Genomic DNA, 19,675 nt, shown 5'->3' on the forward strand with positions numbered 1-19,675 from the left:
GCAGCCATGGCTAAAGTCGTAGTTACCGGGGGAAGCGGAATGTTAGGGCGCTACGTTGTACGAGAATTCGTCGAACGCGGGTATGACGTGCTGAACGTAGACGTACGGCCTTCGGAAGACCCGGTCTGTCCGACGTTGATCGCCGATCTGGAGCAGCTTGGCGAATGCTACAGCGCGCTGACCGGCGCGGACGCGGTTGTTCATCTCGCCGCGATTCCCGCCGCGCATATCCGCACGCCGGAGGTCACCTTCCGCAATAATGTGATGTCGACGTACAACATTTTGCAGGCTGCGGAAGGGCTGGGCATCCGCAAGGCGGTGATCGCCTCCAGCGAATCCTCCTACGGCATCGTCTTTGCGGTGCATCCGCCCTCCCCGAAATACGTGCCGGTGGATGAAGCGCACCCACAGCTCCCCGAGGACAGCTACGGCTTGTCCAAGGTGGTGAACGAGCTGACCGCGGACATGTTCCACCGCCGCACCGGAATGCAGATCGTATCGCTGCGGCTGGGCAACGTGATTCCGCCGGAACGCTATGCAACGTTCCCGTCCTTCATCCACGACCCAGCTCAGCGGGAACGCATCCTGTGGAGCTACATCGATACGCGCGATGCGGCAACCGCATGCCGGCTGGCCGTCGAAGCGGACGGCCTCGGCGCGGTGGCGCTGAACATCGCCGCGGACGACTCCAGCATGGCGATTCGCAGCCGGGAGCTGATGGCCGCCCGCTTCCCGGGCGTCACAGACTTCCGCGCGCCGCTGGAAGGGCACAAAACGCTGCTCAGCAACGAGAAAGCCAAACAACTGCTTGGATGGCAGCCTGTCCATTTCTGGCGGGATGAAGTTAAGCCATAAACCGCCTGCGGCTGTTCACGCAGAAGAACCCGGCTCCGCCGATACGGAGCCGGGTTCTTTTTTTACTAGCCTTACTGTATCCCAAAACCGCGTTTTTCTGATATCTTAGAGGAAGTCATACCAATCAACGAATACATCGAATCAGGAGATTTCCGTTATGCGCAAACACATTGTAGCCATCGATATGGACGATACCCTATGCCATCTCGTGCCCAAAGCGATTTACTATCATAATCTGCAGTTTCCCGACCGTCAGCTCACCATGGACCAAATGACCAGCTTTGATATGACACAAATCTGGCATCCCGAGTGTAATGAAGATCTCTTCTTCGGACGCCCCGGCTTGTATGAGGAGCTGGAGATCTTTGATGAGCATACCGTCGAGGAAGTACGCAAAATGACGCAGGAGCATGATGTGATCATCGTTACGGCCGCCCGCCCCTCATCTGTACAGGAAAAATGGAACTGGCTGCAACGCTGGATGCCGTTTATCCCGTTTGAGAACTTCTTCGTCGCCAAGCGAAAAACGCTGCTGGACTTCGACCTGATAATCGATGACGGGCCGCATAATTTGCAGCCTGCCAAGGAAGCTGGCCGGCTCACCATCGGGATCCCACGCCCGTGGAACGCCCCGATTCAGCAGCAATTCCTCATGAAGGATTCATGGGAAGGCATGAGCGACTTGGTGAACCAGCTGTTGGCTGAACGTTTCCCAAGGGAATAGCTCAGCGGCTACTGCAGATGCCCCCGGATGGGAGCCGAAGTTGTTTCCCCGAAGGACACGTTTACGGCATGGCGGATCTCTACGCCTTCCTCCAGCAGTTCGATTTCGATGCTGGACCGGAACGGCGTCTCCAAACTCAGCTTCCCGCTCCGAATCCGCCTGCATCCGAGGCGGCTCCAAAACCAGCCCCTCCAGGACATGCCGCAGCTCTTTGATGCAGCGATGTAACATTTTCCAGGCGCTGAATATCTCCAAATTTCGCGCCAGCCTATCCAACAACCGAATCGAAGTATGCTAGAATAAAGAGCATGGTTGCGATAGAACGAATAGAAAGGGACGTCATCGTTGGCACAATTATTTTACAAGTACGGAGCAATGAACAGCGGCAAGTCCATCGAAATATTGAAAGTTGCCCACAATTATGAAGAGCAGAACAAACCGGTGCTGCTCTTTACTTCGGCGATCGATAACCGTGACGAGGTTGGTTATGTCTCCTCGCGGATTGGATTGCGCCGGCAGGCTATTCCGATTTATCCGGACACGAACCTCTTCGAAATCGTCAAAAATCATACCCCGCGCTTATACTGCGTATTGGTCGATGAATGCCAATTTCTCGGTGAGAACAACATTAAGCAGCTGGTCCGCATCGTCGATGAGCTGGATATTCCCGTGATGGCTTTCGGGTTGAAAAACGATTTCCAGAACCAGTTGTTCGAGGGCAGCCGCCTGCTGCTGATTTATGCGGACAAAATCGAGGAAATGAAAACGATCTGCTGGTTCTGCGCGCGCAAAGCAACGATGAACCTGCGGGTGGAGAACGGCAAACCCGTTTACACCGGCGAGCAGATCCAAATCGGCGGCAACGAGTCGTATTACCCGGTATGCCGGAAATGCCACGCCAACCCGCCGCTGTAATACTTCCGAATCTAAAAAAACGGACCGGCTAACGCCGGTCCGTTCGTCGTTTTTAATCCATATCGTAAATCGTGCCCACCTTCAGCCCGTACAGCTCGTTGTAGATCTTTTCTGCATAGGCGTCCGTCATGCCGGCAATATAATCGATGATCATATGCTCCCATGTCCAGATCGGTTTGGGCTTGGCCTGATCCCGGTCGAACCGGCGCAGCCAGTCACCGGGAATGATCGACTTGCTTGTCTCCGGATCCACGAAGGCATCCCACAGCCGCTTGATAATCCATGCGCTGCGCTTCTGCAGCCGTTGGACCCGCAAATCGCGGATCATCGTCACCCAAGCGAAGCTCTTCAGCACGCTCACCGTCCGCAGCATATCCTTATCCTCCTGCCCGTCCTTCACGAACGTGACCTTCTGCCAATCGCCGTCATCGATAACTCCCAGGCTGCCGACGAACAGGCTGACCCAATAGGCCTTCACCTCCCGGCGCGTGCGGGAATAGTCATGATCACACACCGGCATTTTGACATTCCAGATGCGCAGGAAATCGTCCAGCACCTCGGCCACCTTGACCTGAATTTGCTGCGGCTGCCATCCCGCCCAGCAAGCATCCTCCAACGTCATGATCTTCTCGACGATCAGTCTCTGAATGTGCGAGTCCTTGAGGAAATGCTCGTGCACCTCGATTTTTCCCGCCTTGATGCCATCCTCGAGATCGTGGGCCGAATAAGCGATGTCGTCGCAAAGGTCCATCAGCTGCGCCTCAAACGTCTTCTTCCCTTCGGGAATGCCCCAGCGGTCGCGAATGAAGGAGATGTACTCCCATTCATGCAGATATAACCCTTTCTTGTTGATCGTACCGGGATAAGGGTATTTATTTGTTCCAAGCAGCACCGCATCGGATAAGTTCAACCCGTCGATGTTTTCCCGCTTCTCCAGGAACATCATCAGCCGGAAATTGTGGGCGTTGCCTTCAAAATGCTCATATTTCTGACGGAATGCTGCCCTCGTTTGCTGCTCTTCCTCCGGAGTGGGCTGTTTGCCTTTAAGGGCAGTCCGTACCTTCTCCTCAATGAGCTTCTCCAATATTTGATCCAGCACCTCTTCGCCCTTGTGGCCAAACGGCGGATGGCCAAAATCATGGCAAATAGCGGCGCATTCCACCACCTCCGGATCGATGACCAAGCCTGGATGCTCGGCGCGGTCGGCCGCCAGCTCCGGATACGTGCGCAGAAGGCTGCGCGCCGCTTCCCGGGCGATCTGGGCGACCTCGAGCGAATGCGTCAGCCGGGTTCGATAATAATCGCCTGTGCCGGCCCCAAATACTTGCGATTTCCCCTGCAGCCGGCGGAAGGTCGGGGAATGGATCAACCGCGAATAGTCGCGTTCAAAGGTGGCACGGTTATTTTCGTGTCCGATATTGTCCGGGTATTGGCGGTGCTCCCTGAGTTCGTGGATATTCATGGCTCTTGCACTCCTTGTCGCGTTCTCTCTTTTCTGTTATTGTAGCCGTCCGCAGCCGGAACATAAAGCGCCGCCCCCCAAATTTGTTACCCTACAAAAAAATCACCCCGCAAACGCGGGGCTTTGCTCTAGCCGCTTTATTGTTCTTACGATACGCCAAGCCTCCAGGGTTCACCGCCTCCGGTCCGATTGATGTCGGCGCCAGGTTCCTCGCTCTCCCGATGACAGCACCCGCATTCCCAGGCCTCCTGCAACAACCACACATAATCCAGTGATTCCTGCAGGTCCAGCGATTCTCCGGGAATCACCTGCCTCCTTCCCTCCATTAACGCATAGACTTCGATATCGCCGGGCGGACGGCCAAATGCGCTGTGCCAAAACACGTTGACCAGATGGACAAAAGCTTGCGTGATGCTCTCATTCTCCTCCACGAGGAACTTCTGCACGGTCACCCGATCCGGGTTCCCCCGCTCTTGCCATACCGCTTGAAAAATAATAGACAAATGCAGATCCAGCCCCGCGACGTGCGTTCCCCAATTCTCATATAAAGCTAAGGGATACTCGTATATCCTCGTCCCCGTAATGAAAGTTAATTCCGACACCATCCGGTGGTACACCTGCCAGTAGAACAAGGGATCCGGAAAATCACGCTGATTCCGCGGCCAACGCCGGTTCAGCAGCACCTGGATCGGCGTATGCAAACGGACCGCCGGGAGAAGCGTGAAATAATCGTTGATAGCGTGACCCACTGCGTATTGCACGCGTTGCTGCCAGGAGATGCAAGAACCGCTGCCTGTTGGGCCGTACGATTGGCTGTACGTTTGGTTGTACGTTTGGCCGCACGCCCCTGCCGGACCGCTCGAGTCCAACTTCAGCGAACGCAGCCATTTTTCGAGCTCATAATCCGCAAGCTGCTTGGTCATGGCTGATTCAGCGCTCCTATGCGTTGTGCGAAATTGGCCCCGAACTCCCGGCACAATACCTTCTCCTCCGGACTTGGGCCGTATTCCACCTTGAGCGGCGGTTGGACGATGACCGCCCCGTTTTCCCGAAGCCGCTGCTCTAATTCATCTACGGCGGCGCAATACAGACGGTAGGAAGTATCTCCGCTGCCAAATACGGCAGCCCGGAATCCCGCCAAATTCAGCTCCTTCATTTCATCCACGAAATCGGCAAATTCGTCGGGAAGCTCCCCGTCTCCCCATGTATAAGCACCCAACAGGCAGGCATCATATTCCAACAAGCGTATGGCGTTGCAATCCTCCACCATCTTCAGATCCACAGCCGCTCCGGTTCCGCGAATCCCTTCAGCGATTAGTTCAGCCATTTCCTCCGTATTCCCGGTCAAGCTGGCATAGACGATGATGATATTGCTCATTCCCTCTCCAACTCCTTCCAAGTACATGACTTGATAACCGAAGTATAATTGATAATGATTATCATTGTCAATAATAGGGCGGCTAGTATCTTCTTCACACCTCTTTGCACGATTATCCCTTTCGTTCAGAACTGGGGATTGAGTGGAAGTATCGAGTGGAAGTGGAAGTTCACTGGGGGAGCCTTGCAGTGGAAAGGGACCTGGTGGGGATCGTCGGTTTTGGATTACACTACCTATCTGATGCAACGGGATAATCCTCAAAAAGAAGGGAGCGGATAGACACCATCAATAATAGCCGGAACCCCTTAAATGGAGTATCCGGCTTCTTCTTTTACTATACGAGCGATCAGCTCATTCCTACCCACGCATCGTTGGAGTAGCCGCGCTGCTCCCAATATCCGACATGCTCTCCTTCGATGAGCTCGATGCGGTTCAGCCACTTCACCGACTTGTAGGCGTACATTTTCGGCACGATCAGTCTTACCGGACCACCCAAGTCGCTCGGTATCGGCTTGCCGTCGTGCATCACCGCGACCATACAATCGTCCATATTCGCCTGATCCAAGGTGAGGGTATCGGTGTAGACGCCATCCCCCCGAATAGAACTTCACCGTTTTGGCGTTTGGCTTTACGCCGGCTTTTTGGAGCAGCTCCCGCAGCGGGATGCCTTCCCAAGTATTATTGTACACCGACCAGCCCGTCACACAGTGAAAATCACTCACCTGCACCTTCCGCTTCAGCTTGAGGAAGTCCTCCCAGCTCCATTTGAACTTGTTGTTCACCAGACCGTCGATCGTAAACGACCAGTTCTCGTTGGAGAAAGACGGAATGTCCGTGACCGTATATACCCGAAAATGTCCCTGCGCCCCGCCGCCAACTGGGCGAGCCTCGGGTTTAATCGACCGTCGGGCCGGTTCCTTCAACCATTTGGTCCGGGTTAAGGAGTGGTAAATGATGTACGGCAAACCGATCCAGGTTAATAAATCGTGCACGGTCAGCGCCGCATTGGACACTCTCGGACCCACCGCCTTGAACTGCCACAGCAGCACGCCCGAGCCAAACCAGCCCAGCAGTAAAGCTAGGACCACGAGAACGTTAAACCGCTGCCAGGGCTTCTGCCGCAGCTGCTTCCAATGCTTCCCCGCTAACAGCAAGTAATAAATGACCGGGAGGATCGAAGCAACGCCTACCGCGATATGCAGCCATTTGAGCCAAACCCGGCCCTCACCCAGCAAACCGCGCCAAAACCCGCCAACCAGCAGCAGCCCCGTCAGCGCAAGGATCACGACGATCCAGCCGTTCCAGGTATGCAAGGCGACGAGTTTCTTGCCATACCCTTTGCGCAGGCGCTCCAGCATTCCCTTCATACCTCCCCTCCTCCTTATTTTTGTTGTATATTCTCAGAACGCCTGCCATCATTCGCCTCAAGCACCGTGAACCAAAACGTACTGCCCCTCGTCTCCGATTCAACAACGCCGAAAGATCGAGCACCAGTAAATCGGGATGACCATCATTTCGTTGTCCTTCATCTCATTGCCCATCATGTCCTGACCCATTTCGCCGTCTTTCATCTCTTCGCCCATCATCTCTTGCCCCATTTCGTTACTGCCGGAAGAATTGTTCATCTCGGTGGAGGCGTTGGCCCCGTCATTCATCATGTTCCCTTTGTTCATGTCATTGTTTTTGGCACCGCAAGCGGCTAACGTCAGCATGGCCCCCCAGCATAAGAATCAATCCGATTTTTTTCATAATATTTCTTCCTTTCGTTATTTTTAGCTTTGTTCGTCCATCATCTTAGCGAAAAATGCTAACCATCTAAGAACAAACCGCTTGCAAATGTGTTAGAAAAGTCTTACGAAAGTCTTACAAAACCGCCACAAAATCAGAAAACCCGTCCCAGGTTAAGCCTGAAACGGGTTCAATTCGATTTAACGGGGACGACCCGCAATCCCATACATCAACAGGTCCACCGTGTGTTCAATTTCTTCGTCTTCATCGATCGGAAAATCCGGCACGAGGAGTACATGAACCAGAATCATCCCAATCATGACGCTGGCACCGGTTCTGACGATCCGCCATGGCGGCGCTTCAACAAGCTGCCCCTTTTCCTGAAAATGCAGAACAACTCGCTTGATCCGCTGAAAGACGATCTCGGAGGCCAAACTCTTCACCTGCTCCAGCAGCTCCGGCTGAAACGGGACCTCCTGGATCAGTATTTTGATAATCCGCATATTCTCCCGAACAAACTTGAAACGATCCTTCGCCAGCGCGCGAAAAAAGTCCTCCGCCCGCTCATAGGGCATCTCGATCATTTTGGCAAAATCCCGCAGCAGAAACGGCGCAACCAGCTTGATCACAATTGGTCCGGCGATAGACAGCAGCAGATCTTTCTTCGTCTTATAGTGGCGGAAAATCGTTCCCTCAGCTACCCCGGCCTTTTGCGCGATTTCACTGGTGGATGTGGCGGCATACCCTTTCTCGGCAAAAATCTCCGTCGCCGCCTCCAAAATTTTGATCTGCTTCTCCGTCTTCTTCTCCGTATCTTCTTCCGTCAACCGGATCAAGTCCTCCAGCCACTGCTCTTTCTTCTCCGACATAGAGGCCTCTCTCCTTTCCCTTCGTATCGTAGGCTTCTTTGTTCAGCGTACTATATTTTGCGGTGCTTGCGCAACGCGAGGACATTAGCGAGCATAAAGACGAAGGACAAGCCAGCCAGCACATACACATCCAGCGCGATTCCGCTCCAGCCTTCGCCGCGGATCATGATGCCGCGCAGCGCATCCGCCCCGTATTTCAGCGGTGTGATATGGGTAATCCAGCGCAGCCAAGGCGAAATGCTCTCCAGGTCAAACAATCCGGAGAAAAACACCTGCGGCACGATGACAATCGGAATGAACTGAATCATCTGGAACTCTGTGTTAGCGAACGCCGACAGCAAGGTGCCGAAGCTCAGAGCCGTGAGAGACAGCAGCAGCATGATGAGCAGCACGTAACCAAAGGAGCCCACCATCAAGCTGCCAAGCGCATACACCGTAAACCCGGCGATCAACACCGCCTGCAGACTGGTGAAGATCCCGAACCCGGCCATATAACCGACAACGATTTCCCATCGGCGCAGCGGCGTGGCGAGCAACCGTTCCAGCGTGCCGCTTGTTCGTTCGCGCAGGAAAGACACGCCCGCGATCAGGAATACGAAGAAGAAAGCAAACAATCCGATTAACACTGGACTAAAGCTGTCGAAGCTCGACATGTCTGCAGATCCGTGCAAATATTCGAACTCCGGCGCAGCGGCGTTCCCATTCGGATTTTGCGTTATTCCGGCTGGAGTTGCTTGCCCCTGAAGCGTTTTTTGCATGAGCAGCATGACGGCCCGGTTTTTGGATGGATCGCTGCCTTCCAGCTTTACCTGCGCCGCCCCCTGATCTAAGCGAATAAACGCATCGATCTCTTGATCAGCCAAGGCCGCCTCGGCCGCTTCAACGGTATCGTAGGTGGTGACTTCCGCATCAGCAGCGGTTAATTTCTCCGTAATCGCAGCAGGCAGCTGCACGGTACCAATCTTCGGTTGGTAGGTGTCTCCATTAAACACAAGATACATTAAGGATAAGACCAGAAGCGGAGCGACGACCAACAACGCCAGCGTTCTTTTGTCATGGATAAACTGACGGACGATACGGACAATCACAGCCCGGATTCTCATGCACGAACACCTCCGTAATGCAAAAAGGCTTCCTCAATCGTCGCGCTGCCAGTCTCCTGTTTCAGCGCCTCCGGCGAACCTACGGCGATCAAATTACCGTCCCTTACCATCCCTAGCCGATGACATTTGTCGGCTTCGTCCATGACGTGGGTGGTGACGAGAATCGTCGTGCCTTTTTGGCTCAGGTGTTCGAATTCGTCCCAAATGGACTTGCGCAGCACCGGGTCGATCCCGACGGTAGGTTCGTCGAGAATGAGCACCTCAGGCTCATGCATAAGCGCGATCGCCAGCGACAATCGGCGTTTCATCCCGCCGGAGTAAGCGCTGACCGGACGTTTCAAATGATCCGTCAAATTGACAAGCGCCATAACTTCTTCGATTCGCCGCTTCATTTCCACACCTTTTAACCCAAATAACGCCCCAAAAAACTCTAGGTTCTCCTTTGCCGTAAGCTCGTTGTACATCGCGTCAGATTGAGCCATATAGCCGATGCGGTTCATCATGCTGATCTTTGGCATTCGGATGCCCAGCACCTCAACCTCGCCGCTGGTCGCTTCGTCGATGCCGGCGATCATTTTCACGAACGTTGTCTTGCCAGAGCCCGACGGCCCCAGCAGTCCAAAAATCTCATTGCGCCGCACCTCCAGGCTGATCCCGTGCAGCACCTCTTTATCGTTGAACTTGCGGGTCACTCCTTGAGTTCGAATACAAACTTCTTGATTAGACATCTGCACCACTCCTCTATGGGACAGGTTGTTGACGTGAGTACTTACTCACATTTTCTTAATGGTTCAAATATACTCCTCGCCGAGCAAATAGTCAAGTGAGTAATCACTCATTTTTTGTTGGATTCCTGTCATGGATTGTCGGCGATTTAGCGCTGGATGATATGGAAGTACTCCCCTTTTCTTGATAAACTGTTGTTACAAAACACGGTGAAAATTAGGAGGCAGTATGAAAAAGAAATTTCTAATTTCAGCGATTCTCACAACGGTTCTTATGCTTGTGTCTATTCCCGCATATGCTTCTGCACCCGCCGCTACACTGATTATTAACGGCAATGTAATCCATGCAGATCTTAAAGTGATCAATGGAACAACATACGTTCCGCTTAGGGTGATATCGGAACACCTTGAGGACGTCGATCTGTACTATAACTCTGCGACCAACACAATTACCATGAATCAACGAAAGACGAATGATCCCTCACAGACCCCAATGAGCCCCCCATCAACGACAGCTTTAACTGGCAAAGAATTAGAGGAATATTTATCAAATCATTTCTCAAAATTAACGACTTCTCTGGGTGAAACTATCCTTTATTTTTCAATTGAGGAGAACAACTCCGATCTGCACCCTTACGATTATTGTATCAAAGTTAAATATGATCCGAAATTCTACGAAAATTTAAAAGACGTAGCCGATAACCCATCTGCACAGCGAGAAAAGATAATTCTAGATGTTAGATCTGAACTCCGTGCTCATATGGAATCTATAGCAAAATCCGCAATTGCTGTCATGCCCGGGAAAAAGTTATGTGGATATTACTATTACGAGAACGCCAATGAGCCAGCTAAACAAGCTGAACTTGCCAAATTCAAGACCAATGCCTGGCAAAATTACGATGGTTCTTCTTCAACCAAATATACGGATTCCAAAATCACTCAATTTCAGTGGACCACATCCGAAGTGAACGGAGTGAAATAAAAGGCAGTCTCCGGTTCCGAGCGTGACGTCTCTCCATAACAAAAGAACGCCCCTCTATCGCAGCTTGTACGAGATTAGGGCGTTCTTTGTTTTATTTTAGTGAGCGATCACCATTCTACCGTCAACGACACTGGGCAATGATCACTGCCCAAGATGTGGCAGTCGATGCCTGCATCCTGCAACTTCGGCGCAAGCCGGGAGGAAGCGAGGAAGTAGTCGATCCGCCAGCCGATGTTCCGCTCGCGAATTTTCGGCATATATGACCACCAGCTGTACACGCCTTCGCGGTCCGGGTAGAAATGCCGGAACGTATCGATAAACCCGGAGGCCAGCAGCTCGGTCATTTTGCCGCGCTCTTCCAGCGTATAACCGGAGTTGCCTTCATTGGACTTGGCGTTCTTGATATCTATGGGATTGTGGGCGACGTTCAGGTCGCCGCAAACAATGACCGGTTTGACCGCATCCAGGCCCGTAAGGTAAGTGCGGAACCGGTCCTCCCACTCCATCCGGTAATCCAAACGGGAGAGGTCGCGTTTCGCATTCGGCGTATACACGGTAACAAGATAAAATTGCTCGAATTCCAGCGTGATAATCCGCCCCTCCGGCTCATAATCCTCCTCCATGCCATAACGCACGGACAAAGGTTTGATGCGCGTGAAGACAGCGGTGCCGGAGTAGCCTTTTTTCTCCGCATAGTTCCAATACTGCTCGTATTCGCTGCCAAGGTCCAGCTCGATCTGCCCTGCCTGCAGCTTCGTCTCTTGAAGGCAGAAGATATCCGCATCCGCCTCTTTGAAATAGTCCAAAAATCCCTTGCCCACGCAGGCGCGCAGTCCGTTGACGTTCCATGAAACCAGCTTCATGATAATCTCCTTGCCTTGATGTAATCGAGAATTGCGAAAAACCCAATCTAGCAATCTCGTCTATGAATCATGGTTCCAGTTTAACACGTCATACGCCGTTCAAAAAGGCTTTTCCCTTCTTCACGACCTGGGCATCGTACAGGTTCACCGTCGTGCTGAGGATGTAAGAAGGCGGCTGCTTTCCGCGGTTATTTTTATGGCCTTGGATGTGTGCGTCGCTTTTTTCCCAGTTCTTCCATGCTTCCTGCGACTCCCATCGGATCACGACCACCACTTCCTCCTGCTCTTGGCTCTTTCGATTCACCATCACGCTGATGTCCACCAAGCCCTCCATCTGGTCGATGGCGCCCTCTTGGCTAAATCTAGCAATCACCTTGTCGCTGTTGCCCTTCTCAATGACCATGGTCCTTGTCATAACAAACATTCCGGTTCCTCCCTATGGAAAAAAATATCACTTCTCTTCTCGCTTACGCTTCCGCAAGCACAGGTACCTCATAGGTTCCTGGCAACCAGCGGCGCTTCCGGCTCACCGCTTCAGGCGGCATAACCTGCGGCGCCTGCGGATGCAGCAGCCACGACTTCACCGCATGGGTATCGGATACCCGATACAGCGGCGGCTCCTGCTCGAAGTCGATCTTCATCGCGTACGAGCTCCGCAGTGCAAACGCGTCCCCTTGCGGTGGACGGATCAAGTCCGGCGGCGTGCCGGGGATCGCCGCCAGCTTCCCGCCGCCATGTCCATCGAGACTTGGCATCGAGGCCAGCAGTCCCCACGTATACGGATGGCGCGGGTCATAGAAAATTTCCTCCGCCGTACCCGTCTCCACGATTTGTCCGGCGTACATCACCGCAACGCGGTCGGCCATTTTGGCTACAACCCCAAGGTCGTGCGTAATAAAAATAATGGCCGTGCCGATCTTCTGCTGCAGCTCTTTCATCAGCTCCAGAATCTGCGCCTGAATCGTAACGTCCAGCGCCGTCGTTGGCTCATCGGCGATCAACAGCTTCGGATTGGCCGCCAGCGCGATAGCGATCATGACCCGCTGCCGCATCCCGCCGCTGAACTCGTGCGGGTATTGGTGAAAGCGCCGCTCGGGCGACTTGATCCCAACCAGACCCAGCAGCTCCACGGCCCGCTGGTACGCGGCTTCTTTGGACATATGCTCATGGGTATGAAGCACCTCGGTGATCTGCTTCCCTACCTTCATGGTTGGGTTGAGCGAGGTCATCGGATCCTGAAAGATCATCCCGATCTCCTTGCCGCGAATCCGTTGCATCTGTTTCTCCGTTTTGCTGGTCAGCTCTTGCCCGTCAAACCAAATCTCCCCGCGTTTATATACGCCCTGCGGCCGGGGAATCAGTTGCATGATGGCCTGAGACGTGACGCTTTTGCCCGAGCCCGATTCGCCTACGATGGCCAGCGTTTCCCCTTTGTCGACGTAGAAGTTCACGCCGCGAATGGCCTGCACTTCCCCCTCCCGGGTATGAAACGAGATGGCCAAATCCTTCACTTCCAATAAGTGTTCCATGTTATCCCGATTCCTCACTCTCCACTCCCCTAATCGGAGTCTCTCTATAGTAAGATGACGGAGGGCAGAACCTAATGAAACGGATGAACTAGATTAACTAAGATAACTAGGTTTAACCCGTTGAAGTTCTCCTCGCCATTTAATGATAATGATTATCATTATTAAGTATAGCATATTTGTCTGTCAAAGCTCAAATGGAAAAACCCAGTCCCTGTGCCCTCCTATCCCCCTGAGCTCTCGCGAAATTTTCAATTTTAAGTCAGACTATTTCTCTATACACCCTGCCGAGGCTATGATAAGATATCAAATATGCAAAGATTCAGAGATATGAAATTTATGATTTTAAGGAGTTTAATCGATGGACGCGAACTTGCAACAATTTAAAGCGGAATTCTTCAAAGCTCTCGCCCATCCGATGCGAATTCGTATTCTGGAGGTGCTGAGCGAAGGCGAACGGAATGTCAACGAGCTGCAATCGATCCTTGGATCGGAAGGGTCAGCCGTATCTCAACAATTAGCCGTTCTTCGGGCCAAAAATCTGGTCAATACCGTCAAGGAAGGCACGACGGTTGTTTACTCGCTTCGAGATCCACTGCTGAAAGATTTGCTCGCGGTAGCCCGGCAAATTTTCGACAATCACTTGGTCGAATCCATTTCCTTACTGCGCGGGATCCGAAAACAAAAATAAGGATCCTCAAGTTTCCCCGTCGGGCTGCGGGGGTCTTTTTTGTTTGTGGGAAAGTACTTGCTCTATGAAATGCAGATTTTTAAGAAAAGAAGGGTTTAACGGATGAAGTGGAGTGGAAGGTTCACCAATGTTAATGCGACAACGCTGCGCAAAGATTTGATATCGGGGTGTATTGTTGGCATCGTGGCCCTCCCGCTTGGGATGGCTTTTGCAATCGCGTCCGGCGTCGAGCCGGAGTATGGGCTGTATACAACGATCGTCGCCGGGATCTTGATTTCGCTGTTAGGCGGATCCCGATTCCAAATCGGCGGCCCTACCGGGGCGTTTATTCCGATTCTGCTCGCAATTGTGCTGCAATACGGCTATGAGAATCTCCTGATCGCCGGCTTTCTGGCCGGGATCATGCTGGTGTTGATGGGCCTGCTGCGGCTCGGAACGCTGATCAAATTCATCCCGAGGCCGGTCACGATTGGGTTTACCGCCGGCATTGCGGTGACGATCTTCAGCGGGCAAATCGGGAATTTCCTTGGTTTGACCGGGATGAAGCGGCATGAATATTTTCATGAAAATATTAAGGAAATCTTCCTGCAGCTTCATACGTTTAACTTCTACAGCTTCCTGACTGCAGGTATCTGCCTGGCAGCCCTGCTGCTGACGCCCAAGTTTCTCCCGAAAATCCCCGGATCGCTGGTTGGCATCCTCGTGTCTACGTTAGCTGCGACGTGGCTGTTCCCCGACCGGGTGACGACCATCGGCTCCGCTTACGGGGCGATTCCCGGCGGCTTGCCGGATTTCCACCCGCTGGCCTTGTCCTGGGACAACATCGTACCGATGCTCCAGCCAGCGCTGATCATCGCCTTGCTTGGCGGCATCGAATCGCTGCTCTCTGCCGTTGTAGCGGACAGCATGACCGGCACCCGTCACGACAGCAACCGCGAGCTGATCGGGCAAGGTCTCGCCAACATGGCCGCTCCGCTGTTCGGCGGCATTCCAGCGACCGGGGCGATCGCCCGCACGGCGACGAATATCAAGAACGGAGCAGTGTCTCCTTTTTCCGGCATCATTCATGGCGTCGTTGTGCTGCTGATCGTCGCGTTGTTTGCGCCATATGCATCCAACATCCCGCTGGCCAGCATGGCCCCGATCCTGATGGTCGTCGCCTGGAACATGAGCGAGCGCAAAGCGTTTGTCCACATGCTGAAGACACGGACCAGCGATACGCTCGTACTGATCGTTACGTTCCTGCTGACCGTATTTACGACGTTGACCATAGCTGTCGAGGTGGGATTGGTGCTGGCTGTTCTGCTGTTCGTCAAACGGATGAGTGACCTGCTCACCGTTGACAAGGTGCTGCCCGATTGGGCCTCCGGCAAGGAGAAGGTACGGGCGCATATCGTGTCCAAGGATCATGATTGCCCGCAAGTTTCCATTTTCACCATCGACGGACCGTTGTTCTTTGGCGCTTCGCAAGCGTTTGATCGGTTTGTCTCGCAAATTGAAGGCGGACTGCTGCGAGTGGTGTTGATCCGAATGGGCAAGGTACCGTTTATGGATACGACCGGCGAAGCGAATTTTGCCGCCCTGATCAAGCGGCTGCAACAAGCCGGCATCACCGTCCTCGTCTCCGGCCTTCGTGCGCAGCCGCGCAAGCTGATGGACAAAGCCGGTTGCTATGCCATGATTGGCGAGGAGCATTTTTTTGAAAGCACCGGGGAAGCCCTCACCTACGCCTTAAGCCAAATCAACAACGACAAGTGCCGCGGCTGCAAGCATTTCGCTTTCCGCGAATGCGCCGCCCTGTGCGGGGCGGCGGAGCCCGAGCGGCACAAGCGTACCGAACTCGCCGGGTCGCTGGCTCGGGAAAGCAAGGTTACGGTGTAGCTCTGCTGGGGCTGTAAATCCGGCTAAAACCTCCCAAATAGGATGTAGTACATTCTATTTGGGAGGTTTTTTATGCTGTTTTGAAGTGATCTTCCATATTTACTGGAAGTTAACCTTCCTTTTATTGAGTACGAAACGGCTGGCGTTCGATTCATCACAGGTAACGGCGTAGTAACTCGAGTTCATTCAAAAAGCGGAGGTTGGCAAATTTTGTAATATTCATCAAGAAAACGCAACCCTTTTTTGGGAAGAAGAGTTGCGTTTTCTACACTCCGAAAAACTTACTTTTTAAATAATTCCTGAATAACGGCCGGGGGATCAGCCTTGCTTGTTATTTTGTAAAATGAAGATCTGCCCCTGTTATACTCAAAAATATTGATGTAATGGTTATCATAAAGGATTAATCCAAACGCTATCTCCCTGTTGACTTTTATAGTTATCCAGTAGGACTCCGTGTAACTAATGTTTGATAAATTCGTTTTCTTTAACTCAAGATGTGAAAAATAATCTACAATTTTAATGATTTCATTTTTGTCAGTTATAGATAGTTCTTCTTCATCTGCAGAGTTATATAATCGACTAATGACTTGTAATGAGCTTATTTCATCAAAATTTATATCTTTCAACACAATCTCGTTAAATGTAGTATTTTTTGAATTGTTATAAAAAATCAATGTACCAGTAAAATAAAAATTATTCCAATTGCAATGTATTTATAACGTTTCATAGAACATCACCTCGTCTTCTCCATAAAAACTTTTTCATTTTCAGCATTAGAACTCCAATCATTCTTCAAACTGTAGGATGCTTTATGACAGGCTCCTGCTGTAAAACAGCAGTTTCAGATTCAAAAACCAGATCAAACAACTTACTTTCTTTTGGATTTATTCTTAATCTATAAGTTTCATTCTCATCAACTTCAAGCCTACTGGATTTCTTTAGGGCTAGGAGTAAAACTAAAATCTCCTTTGATTTAATCAAAAACTTTGAAGGAAGTATTTATCTTCTCTAAAGTCAACGATAATCAAACGATCAGTCGCCTTAAATAAAGAAATTATCGGTGCCCACTCCTCCTGATCGTCAAGCCCGATCATTCAACGCTCCAGCGTAAACTCATCCAACTTGCGGCCGTTCACGGTATACGCGGTGTACACCAAGGTGTGCTCGCTTACGGTGATCCCGGCAAACGTCTGCTTGTTGGGTTGGGTGTGTACGGCATGGTAGAACTTATCTTTTTTTAAATCGTTAAATTTGGGACCGGAGGTGTTGGTGACGACATAGACGGTCCCTTTGCCGTCTTGGGCGATTTGTCCATCCCTGATCGGATAGGAGCGGGAATATTCATGGTTGTGCCCCTGCAGCACCAGATCCACGCCAAACTCATCGAACACCGGAATCCAATCCTCGATTTTGTCGTACTGATTTCCACCGTAAGCAGGCCGATGAATCGCCACGATTGTCCAAGGCTTGGTGTTCTTGCGCAAATCCTCTCTGAGCCATTCCGTCTGCCTTTTGATTTTGGACTCCGTATTGAGCACAACGATATGAGCAAATCCATAATCAAAAGAATACGTAGTCCCCGGCGTAGCTCCCTCCGCCCCATTCTCCGGCACAAGAAAATGCGACGTAAACGCCGAAGCGTCCCCGGAAATTTCATCATGATTGCCCGCCACCGGCATCAGCGGCACGCGGGTAAGCCATTGGGCGGCTTGTCCAAACAGCCATTTCCAGCCCTGCGCATCGTCCGGATTCTCTGTCATATCCCCGTTGTGCACGATGAAGCGGGCTTCCGGGAATGCTTGAAACGCTTTGTCCAACGTGCGCACCCAAAGCCGGAAATCCGCAGCCTTCTCGCCTTGCGAATCCGTGACGTTAATGAAGGTAAACGCCTGAGGTTCCTCAGGTTCTGTCACAAAGCTGACCGGCTCGCTCCAGCCGTCTTCCTGTCCATTTCCCACGCGGTAGACATACGTCGTTCCCGGACGAAGGCCGGCGGCTAACACCTTGTACACTGTCTGCCCTTTGCCCCCGTCCTCCATCACGGACGCCTTCGCTTTGAAGCTGAGCACCTCTGCCTCGTTCCAGGAAGGATCGGGCTCCGCCCCCTCCGCGATCTGCAAAATCCCAGGCTCCCCGGACGCCCCTTCAGTCTGCCAGGTGAACGCCATCGTCGTCCGCGCATCCCCGCCGATCGTCATCACGATCGATTGGGGTTTCGGGACGGCGGATACGCCAGCCTGTTGTTTTTTTTGCCAGCCAAAGACGACGATGCCAAGCAGCAACACAACTACCACTATCCCCAGCCAAACCATCTGACTCCGACCTTTCATATAAAAAAACTCCTTCGTGAATTTCCCTCAAGATAATGCGCGGGGGAGCCCCCTGTCAACTTTCCGACTTACAGGATTTCACATTTGTCAACGCAGTGTTAAAACTTTCAGTTGATTTTCAGTTTGCGTTAAGTGGACAATCAGGGAGCCTTGATAGGATAAATGACATCACACATAAGGTTCCCGAGAAAAGAGGTGCAACTTGAACTTGAACCAGAAACTGAAGTATCGCCACGAGCTGAAATTTATGATCAACCGCCACCAGTATTATATCCTTCGGCAACGGTTACGGGGATTAGCCCGCCATGACGAACATGCGGGACAGGACGGTGAATACCATATTCGCAGCCTGTATTTCGACGACATCGACAACTCCGCCTTGCACGACAAATTGGGGGGCATCCGTGACCGCCGTAAATACCGGATTCGCATTTATAACGGGCGGGACGACCTGATTCAGTTTGAGAAAAAAATCAAAAAAGGCGACTATATCGCCAAGCTCAAAGAACGGTTGACCCGGGAGACGGTGGATGCCATCCTGGCCGGAAATATTGAAGTGCTGAACGTGCCGGAAAAGCCGCTGTTGTATGAGCTTTACCTTGAGATGAAGCAGCGACTCTTGGCGCCGCAGGTGATCGTCGATTATGTCCGCGAACCGTTTGTTTGCCCGAACGGCAATGTGCGGATCACGTTTGATAAGGAGCTGCGGACCGGACTCCATGCCGTCAATTTGTTTGACCCGGATTTACGGCCCGTTTCGGCCAACGATGACAAGCTCATCATTCTCGAGGTCAAATACGACGAGTACATTCCGGAATATCTGCAGGCCGCTCTGCAGTTAGAGGGGCTCAGACAGCAATCGGCATCCAAATACGTCATTTGCCGCAAATATTTGAAGACCAACGCATGGGAGGATTATTGATTGATGAATGCAACAAATACTGCAACGACAACAACGAATTTTAGCGATATCGTGAAAAATTCCATTCTCGACAATTTCACTTCAGACATCAGCATCAGCAAAATCATCATTACGTTAGGCGTTTCGTTCCTGATCGGACTGTTCATTTACATTTTGTACAAACGGGTATTCAGCGGGGTGCTGTACTCGAAGAGCTTTAACGTCTCGCTCATCGGCATGACAATGGTCACTGCGATGGTGATTATCGCCGTTAACTCCAACCTGGTGCTGTCCCTCGGTATGGTTGGTGCCCTGTCGATCGTCCGCTTCCGTACGCCGATCAAGGATCCAACCGATCTGATCTTCCTGTTCTGGGCAGCCGCAGCCGGGATCGTCGCAGGCGCCGGGTTTTATGCGCTGGCCGCCATCGGTTCGGCGGTGATTGGCCTCATCCTGTTCCTGTTCATCAAGAGCAGTTCCTTGGAAACCCCTTATCTGCTGGTTGTGAACTGTGAGAGCGATGAGAGCGAGAAGCTCGTTCATTCGCAAATCGGGCAGCTGGTCAAACGCTACAACGTGAAGCAAAAAACCGTAACCGCAGGCAACATTGAAATGACGCTAGAGGTTCGCTTGCGCGATCAGGAAGGCAATTTTGTGAACCAAATTACCGCGCTGGGCGGCGTCAAAAATGCCGTGTTGATCAGCTATAACGGCGACTACGTGTCTTAACGGAACCCGGAGG

20 protein-coding genes and 1 pseudogene are annotated in these 19,675 nt (G+C 52.1%); 8 read left to right on the forward strand and 13 right to left on the reverse strand.

Annotation, left to right across the window (positions count from 1 at the left end):
- Window positions 1-6 precede the first annotated feature (6 nt).
- Window positions 7-855: an NAD-dependent epimerase/dehydratase family protein gene (locus M3G15_RS09080; protein ID WP_260070690.1), complete on the forward strand. Its 849-nt coding sequence runs from the start codon at window positions 7-9 to the stop codon at window positions 853-855.
- A gap of 157 nt (window positions 856-1,012) precedes the next feature.
- Window positions 1,013-1,579 (forward strand): 5' nucleotidase, NT5C type, encoded by a 567-nt coding sequence (locus M3G15_RS09085; RefSeq protein ID WP_260070691.1) that lies wholly within the window; start codon window positions 1,013-1,015, stop codon window positions 1,577-1,579.
- Between the two features lie 8 nt (window positions 1,580-1,587).
- Here M3G15_RS09085 and M3G15_RS09090 read toward each other — a convergent pair whose 3' ends face one another.
- Window positions 1,588-1,779: a hypothetical protein gene (locus M3G15_RS09090; protein WP_198136181.1), complete on the reverse strand. Its 192-nt coding sequence runs from the start codon at window positions 1,777-1,779 to the stop codon at window positions 1,588-1,590.
- 145 nt (window positions 1,780-1,924) lie between these two features.
- On the opposite strand from M3G15_RS09090, the gene M3G15_RS09095 reads away from it, so the two are divergent.
- Window positions 1,925-2,494, forward strand: coding sequence for a thymidine kinase (locus M3G15_RS09095; RefSeq protein WP_009224495.1), 570 nt, complete (start codon window positions 1,925-1,927; stop codon window positions 2,492-2,494).
- A 52-nt stretch (window positions 2,495-2,546) separates the two neighbouring features.
- Here M3G15_RS09095 and M3G15_RS09100 read toward each other — a convergent pair whose 3' ends face one another.
- The 8 genes and pseudogenes from M3G15_RS09100 to M3G15_RS09135 form a co-directional block, all read right to left on the reverse strand.
- A complete protein-coding gene (locus tag M3G15_RS09100; protein ID WP_260070692.1) occupies window positions 2,547-3,956 on the reverse strand; it encodes a deoxyguanosinetriphosphate triphosphohydrolase family protein in 1,410 nt (469 codons plus the stop codon).
- Between the two features lie 146 nt (window positions 3,957-4,102).
- The gene (locus tag M3G15_RS09105; RefSeq protein WP_260070693.1) at window positions 4,103-4,879 is read right to left on the reverse strand and encodes a hypothetical protein; all 777 of its coding nucleotides are present in this window, start codon (window positions 4,877-4,879) and stop codon (window positions 4,103-4,105) included.
- Window positions 4,876-5,334: a flavodoxin gene (locus M3G15_RS09110; protein WP_009224443.1), complete on the reverse strand. Its 459-nt coding sequence runs from the start codon at window positions 5,332-5,334 to the stop codon at window positions 4,876-4,878. The genes M3G15_RS09105 and M3G15_RS09110 overlap by 4 nt, the downstream gene beginning before the upstream one ends.
- Before the next feature lie 346 nt (window positions 5,335-5,680).
- A pseudogene (locus M3G15_RS09115) lies at window positions 5,681-6,701 on the reverse strand (molybdopterin-dependent oxidoreductase).
- 99 nt (window positions 6,702-6,800) lie between these two features.
- Window positions 6,801-7,046, reverse strand: coding sequence for a hypothetical protein (locus tag M3G15_RS09120; RefSeq protein ID WP_009224441.1), 246 nt, complete (start codon window positions 7,044-7,046; stop codon window positions 6,801-6,803).
- A gap of 216 nt (window positions 7,047-7,262) precedes the next feature.
- On the reverse strand, window positions 7,263-7,931 hold the full coding sequence (locus M3G15_RS09125) for a TetR/AcrR family transcriptional regulator (protein ID WP_009224440.1): 669 nt from the start codon (window positions 7,929-7,931) through the stop codon (window positions 7,263-7,265).
- A 50-nt stretch (window positions 7,932-7,981) separates the two neighbouring features.
- Window positions 7,982-9,034, reverse strand: coding sequence for an ABC transporter permease (locus tag M3G15_RS09130; protein WP_028539957.1), 1,053 nt, complete (start codon window positions 9,032-9,034; stop codon window positions 7,982-7,984).
- Complete coding sequence (locus M3G15_RS09135; protein ID WP_260070694.1) at window positions 9,031-9,762, reverse strand: ABC transporter ATP-binding protein; 732 nt, start codon at window positions 9,760-9,762, stop codon at window positions 9,031-9,033. Before M3G15_RS09135 ends, M3G15_RS09130 begins: the two co-directional genes overlap by 4 nt.
- A gap of 226 nt (window positions 9,763-9,988) precedes the next feature.
- On the opposite strand from M3G15_RS09135, the gene M3G15_RS09140 reads away from it, so the two are divergent.
- Window positions 9,989-10,741, forward strand: coding sequence for a copper amine oxidase N-terminal domain-containing protein (locus tag M3G15_RS09140; RefSeq protein WP_260070695.1), 753 nt, complete (start codon window positions 9,989-9,991; stop codon window positions 10,739-10,741).
- Between the two features lie 107 nt (window positions 10,742-10,848).
- Here the strand turns inward: M3G15_RS09140 and M3G15_RS09145 are convergent, their stop codons facing one another.
- The 3 genes from M3G15_RS09145 to M3G15_RS09155 all read right to left on the reverse strand — a co-directional run bounded on the left by M3G15_RS09145 (window position 10,849) and on the right by M3G15_RS09155 (window position 13,133).
- Window positions 10,849-11,604 (reverse strand): exodeoxyribonuclease III, encoded by a 756-nt coding sequence (locus tag M3G15_RS09145; RefSeq protein ID WP_260070696.1) that lies wholly within the window; start codon window positions 11,602-11,604, stop codon window positions 10,849-10,851.
- An 88-nt stretch (window positions 11,605-11,692) separates the two neighbouring features.
- The gene (locus tag M3G15_RS09150; RefSeq protein WP_009224435.1) at window positions 11,693-12,028 is read right to left on the reverse strand and encodes an antibiotic biosynthesis monooxygenase; all 336 of its coding nucleotides are present in this window, start codon (window positions 12,026-12,028) and stop codon (window positions 11,693-11,695) included.
- Between the two features lie 43 nt (window positions 12,029-12,071).
- A complete protein-coding gene (locus M3G15_RS09155) occupies window positions 12,072-13,133 on the reverse strand; it encodes an ABC transporter ATP-binding protein (RefSeq protein ID WP_260070697.1) in 1,062 nt (353 codons plus the stop codon).
- 358 nt (window positions 13,134-13,491) lie between these two features.
- Here M3G15_RS09155 and M3G15_RS09160 point away from each other — a divergent pair, with 358 nt between their 5' ends.
- Window positions 13,492-13,821 (forward strand): ArsR/SmtB family transcription factor, encoded by a 330-nt coding sequence (locus tag M3G15_RS09160; RefSeq protein ID WP_009224433.1) that lies wholly within the window; start codon window positions 13,492-13,494, stop codon window positions 13,819-13,821.
- Window positions 13,822-13,923: 102 nt separating this feature from the next.
- Window positions 13,924-15,702, forward strand: coding sequence for a SulP family inorganic anion transporter (locus tag M3G15_RS09165; protein WP_260070698.1), 1,779 nt, complete (start codon window positions 13,924-13,926; stop codon window positions 15,700-15,702).
- A 1,094-nt stretch (window positions 15,703-16,796) separates the two neighbouring features.
- Here M3G15_RS09165 and M3G15_RS09170 read toward each other — a convergent pair.
- Complete coding sequence (locus M3G15_RS09170; protein WP_260070699.1) at window positions 16,797-18,032, reverse strand: purple acid phosphatase family protein; 1,236 nt, start codon at window positions 18,030-18,032, stop codon at window positions 16,797-16,799.
- A 208-nt stretch (window positions 18,033-18,240) separates the two neighbouring features.
- On the opposite strand from M3G15_RS09170, the gene M3G15_RS09175 reads away from it, so the two are divergent.
- Together M3G15_RS09175 and M3G15_RS09180 are read left to right on the forward strand one after the other, a co-directional pair.
- Window positions 18,241-18,954: a polyphosphate polymerase domain-containing protein gene (locus tag M3G15_RS09175; RefSeq protein ID WP_028539950.1), complete on the forward strand. Its 714-nt coding sequence runs from the start codon at window positions 18,241-18,243 to the stop codon at window positions 18,952-18,954.
- A 3-nt stretch (window positions 18,955-18,957) separates the two neighbouring features.
- Entirely contained in the window at window positions 18,958-19,662 is a 705-nt protein-coding gene (locus M3G15_RS09180) for a DUF4956 domain-containing protein (protein WP_028539949.1), read from the forward strand.
- Window positions 19,663-19,675 lie beyond the last annotated feature (13 nt).

Origin of the sequence: Paenibacillus sp. p3-SID1389 (assembly GCF_025151705.1) — a bacterium.
Taxonomy (GTDB): Bacteria; Bacillota; Bacilli; order Paenibacillales; family Paenibacillaceae; genus Fontibacillus; species Fontibacillus phoenicis.

Excerpts from the sequence above, each read along its gene's own strand:
- M3G15_RS09080 (WP_260070690.1), top strand. The coding sequence starts at position 7 with ATGGCTAAAGTCGTAGTTACCGGGGGAAGCGGAATGTTAGGGCGCTAC.
- M3G15_RS09085 (WP_260070691.1), top strand. The coding sequence starts at position 1,013 with ATGCGCAAACACATTGTAGCCATCGATATGGACGATACCCTATGCCAT.
- M3G15_RS09090 (WP_198136181.1), bottom strand. The coding sequence starts at position 1,779 with ATGTCCTGGAGGGGCTGGTTTTGGAGCCGCCTCGGATGCAGGCGGATT.
- M3G15_RS09100 (WP_260070692.1), bottom strand. The coding sequence starts at position 3,956 with ATGAATATCCACGAACTCAGGGAGCACCGCCAATACCCGGACAATATC.
- M3G15_RS09105 (WP_260070693.1), bottom strand. The coding sequence starts at position 4,879 with ATGACCAAGCAGCTTGCGGATTATGAGCTCGAAAAATGGCTGCGTTCG.
- M3G15_RS09110 (WP_009224443.1), bottom strand. The coding sequence starts at position 5,334 with ATGAGCAATATCATCATCGTCTATGCCAGCTTGACCGGGAATACGGAG.
- M3G15_RS09120 (WP_009224441.1), bottom strand. The coding sequence starts at position 7,046 with ATGCTGACGTTAGCCGCTTGCGGTGCCAAAAACAATGACATGAACAAA.
- M3G15_RS09125 (WP_009224440.1), bottom strand. The coding sequence starts at position 7,931 with ATGTCGGAGAAGAAAGAGCAGTGGCTGGAGGACTTGATCCGGTTGACG.
- M3G15_RS09130 (WP_028539957.1), bottom strand. The coding sequence starts at position 9,034 with ATGAGAATCCGGGCTGTGATTGTCCGTATCGTCCGTCAGTTTATCCAT.
- M3G15_RS09135 (WP_260070694.1), bottom strand. The coding sequence starts at position 9,762 with ATGTCTAATCAAGAAGTTTGTATTCGAACTCAAGGAGTGACCCGCAAG.
- M3G15_RS09140 (WP_260070695.1), top strand. The coding sequence starts at position 9,989 with ATGAAAAAGAAATTTCTAATTTCAGCGATTCTCACAACGGTTCTTATG.
- M3G15_RS09145 (WP_260070696.1), bottom strand. The coding sequence starts at position 11,604 with ATGAAGCTGGTTTCATGGAACGTCAACGGACTGCGCGCCTGCGTGGGC.
- M3G15_RS09150 (WP_009224435.1), bottom strand. The coding sequence starts at position 12,028 with ATGTTTGTTATGACAAGGACCATGGTCATTGAGAAGGGCAACAGCGAC.
- M3G15_RS09155 (WP_260070697.1), bottom strand. The coding sequence starts at position 13,133 with ATGGAACACTTATTGGAAGTGAAGGATTTGGCCATCTCGTTTCATACC.
- M3G15_RS09160 (WP_009224433.1), top strand. The coding sequence starts at position 13,492 with ATGGACGCGAACTTGCAACAATTTAAAGCGGAATTCTTCAAAGCTCTC.
- M3G15_RS09165 (WP_260070698.1), top strand. The coding sequence starts at position 13,924 with ATGAAGTGGAGTGGAAGGTTCACCAATGTTAATGCGACAACGCTGCGC.
- M3G15_RS09170 (WP_260070699.1), bottom strand. The coding sequence starts at position 18,032 with ATGAAAGGTCGGAGTCAGATGGTTTGGCTGGGGATAGTGGTAGTTGTG.
- M3G15_RS09180 (WP_028539949.1), top strand. The coding sequence starts at position 18,958 with ATGAATGCAACAAATACTGCAACGACAACAACGAATTTTAGCGATATC.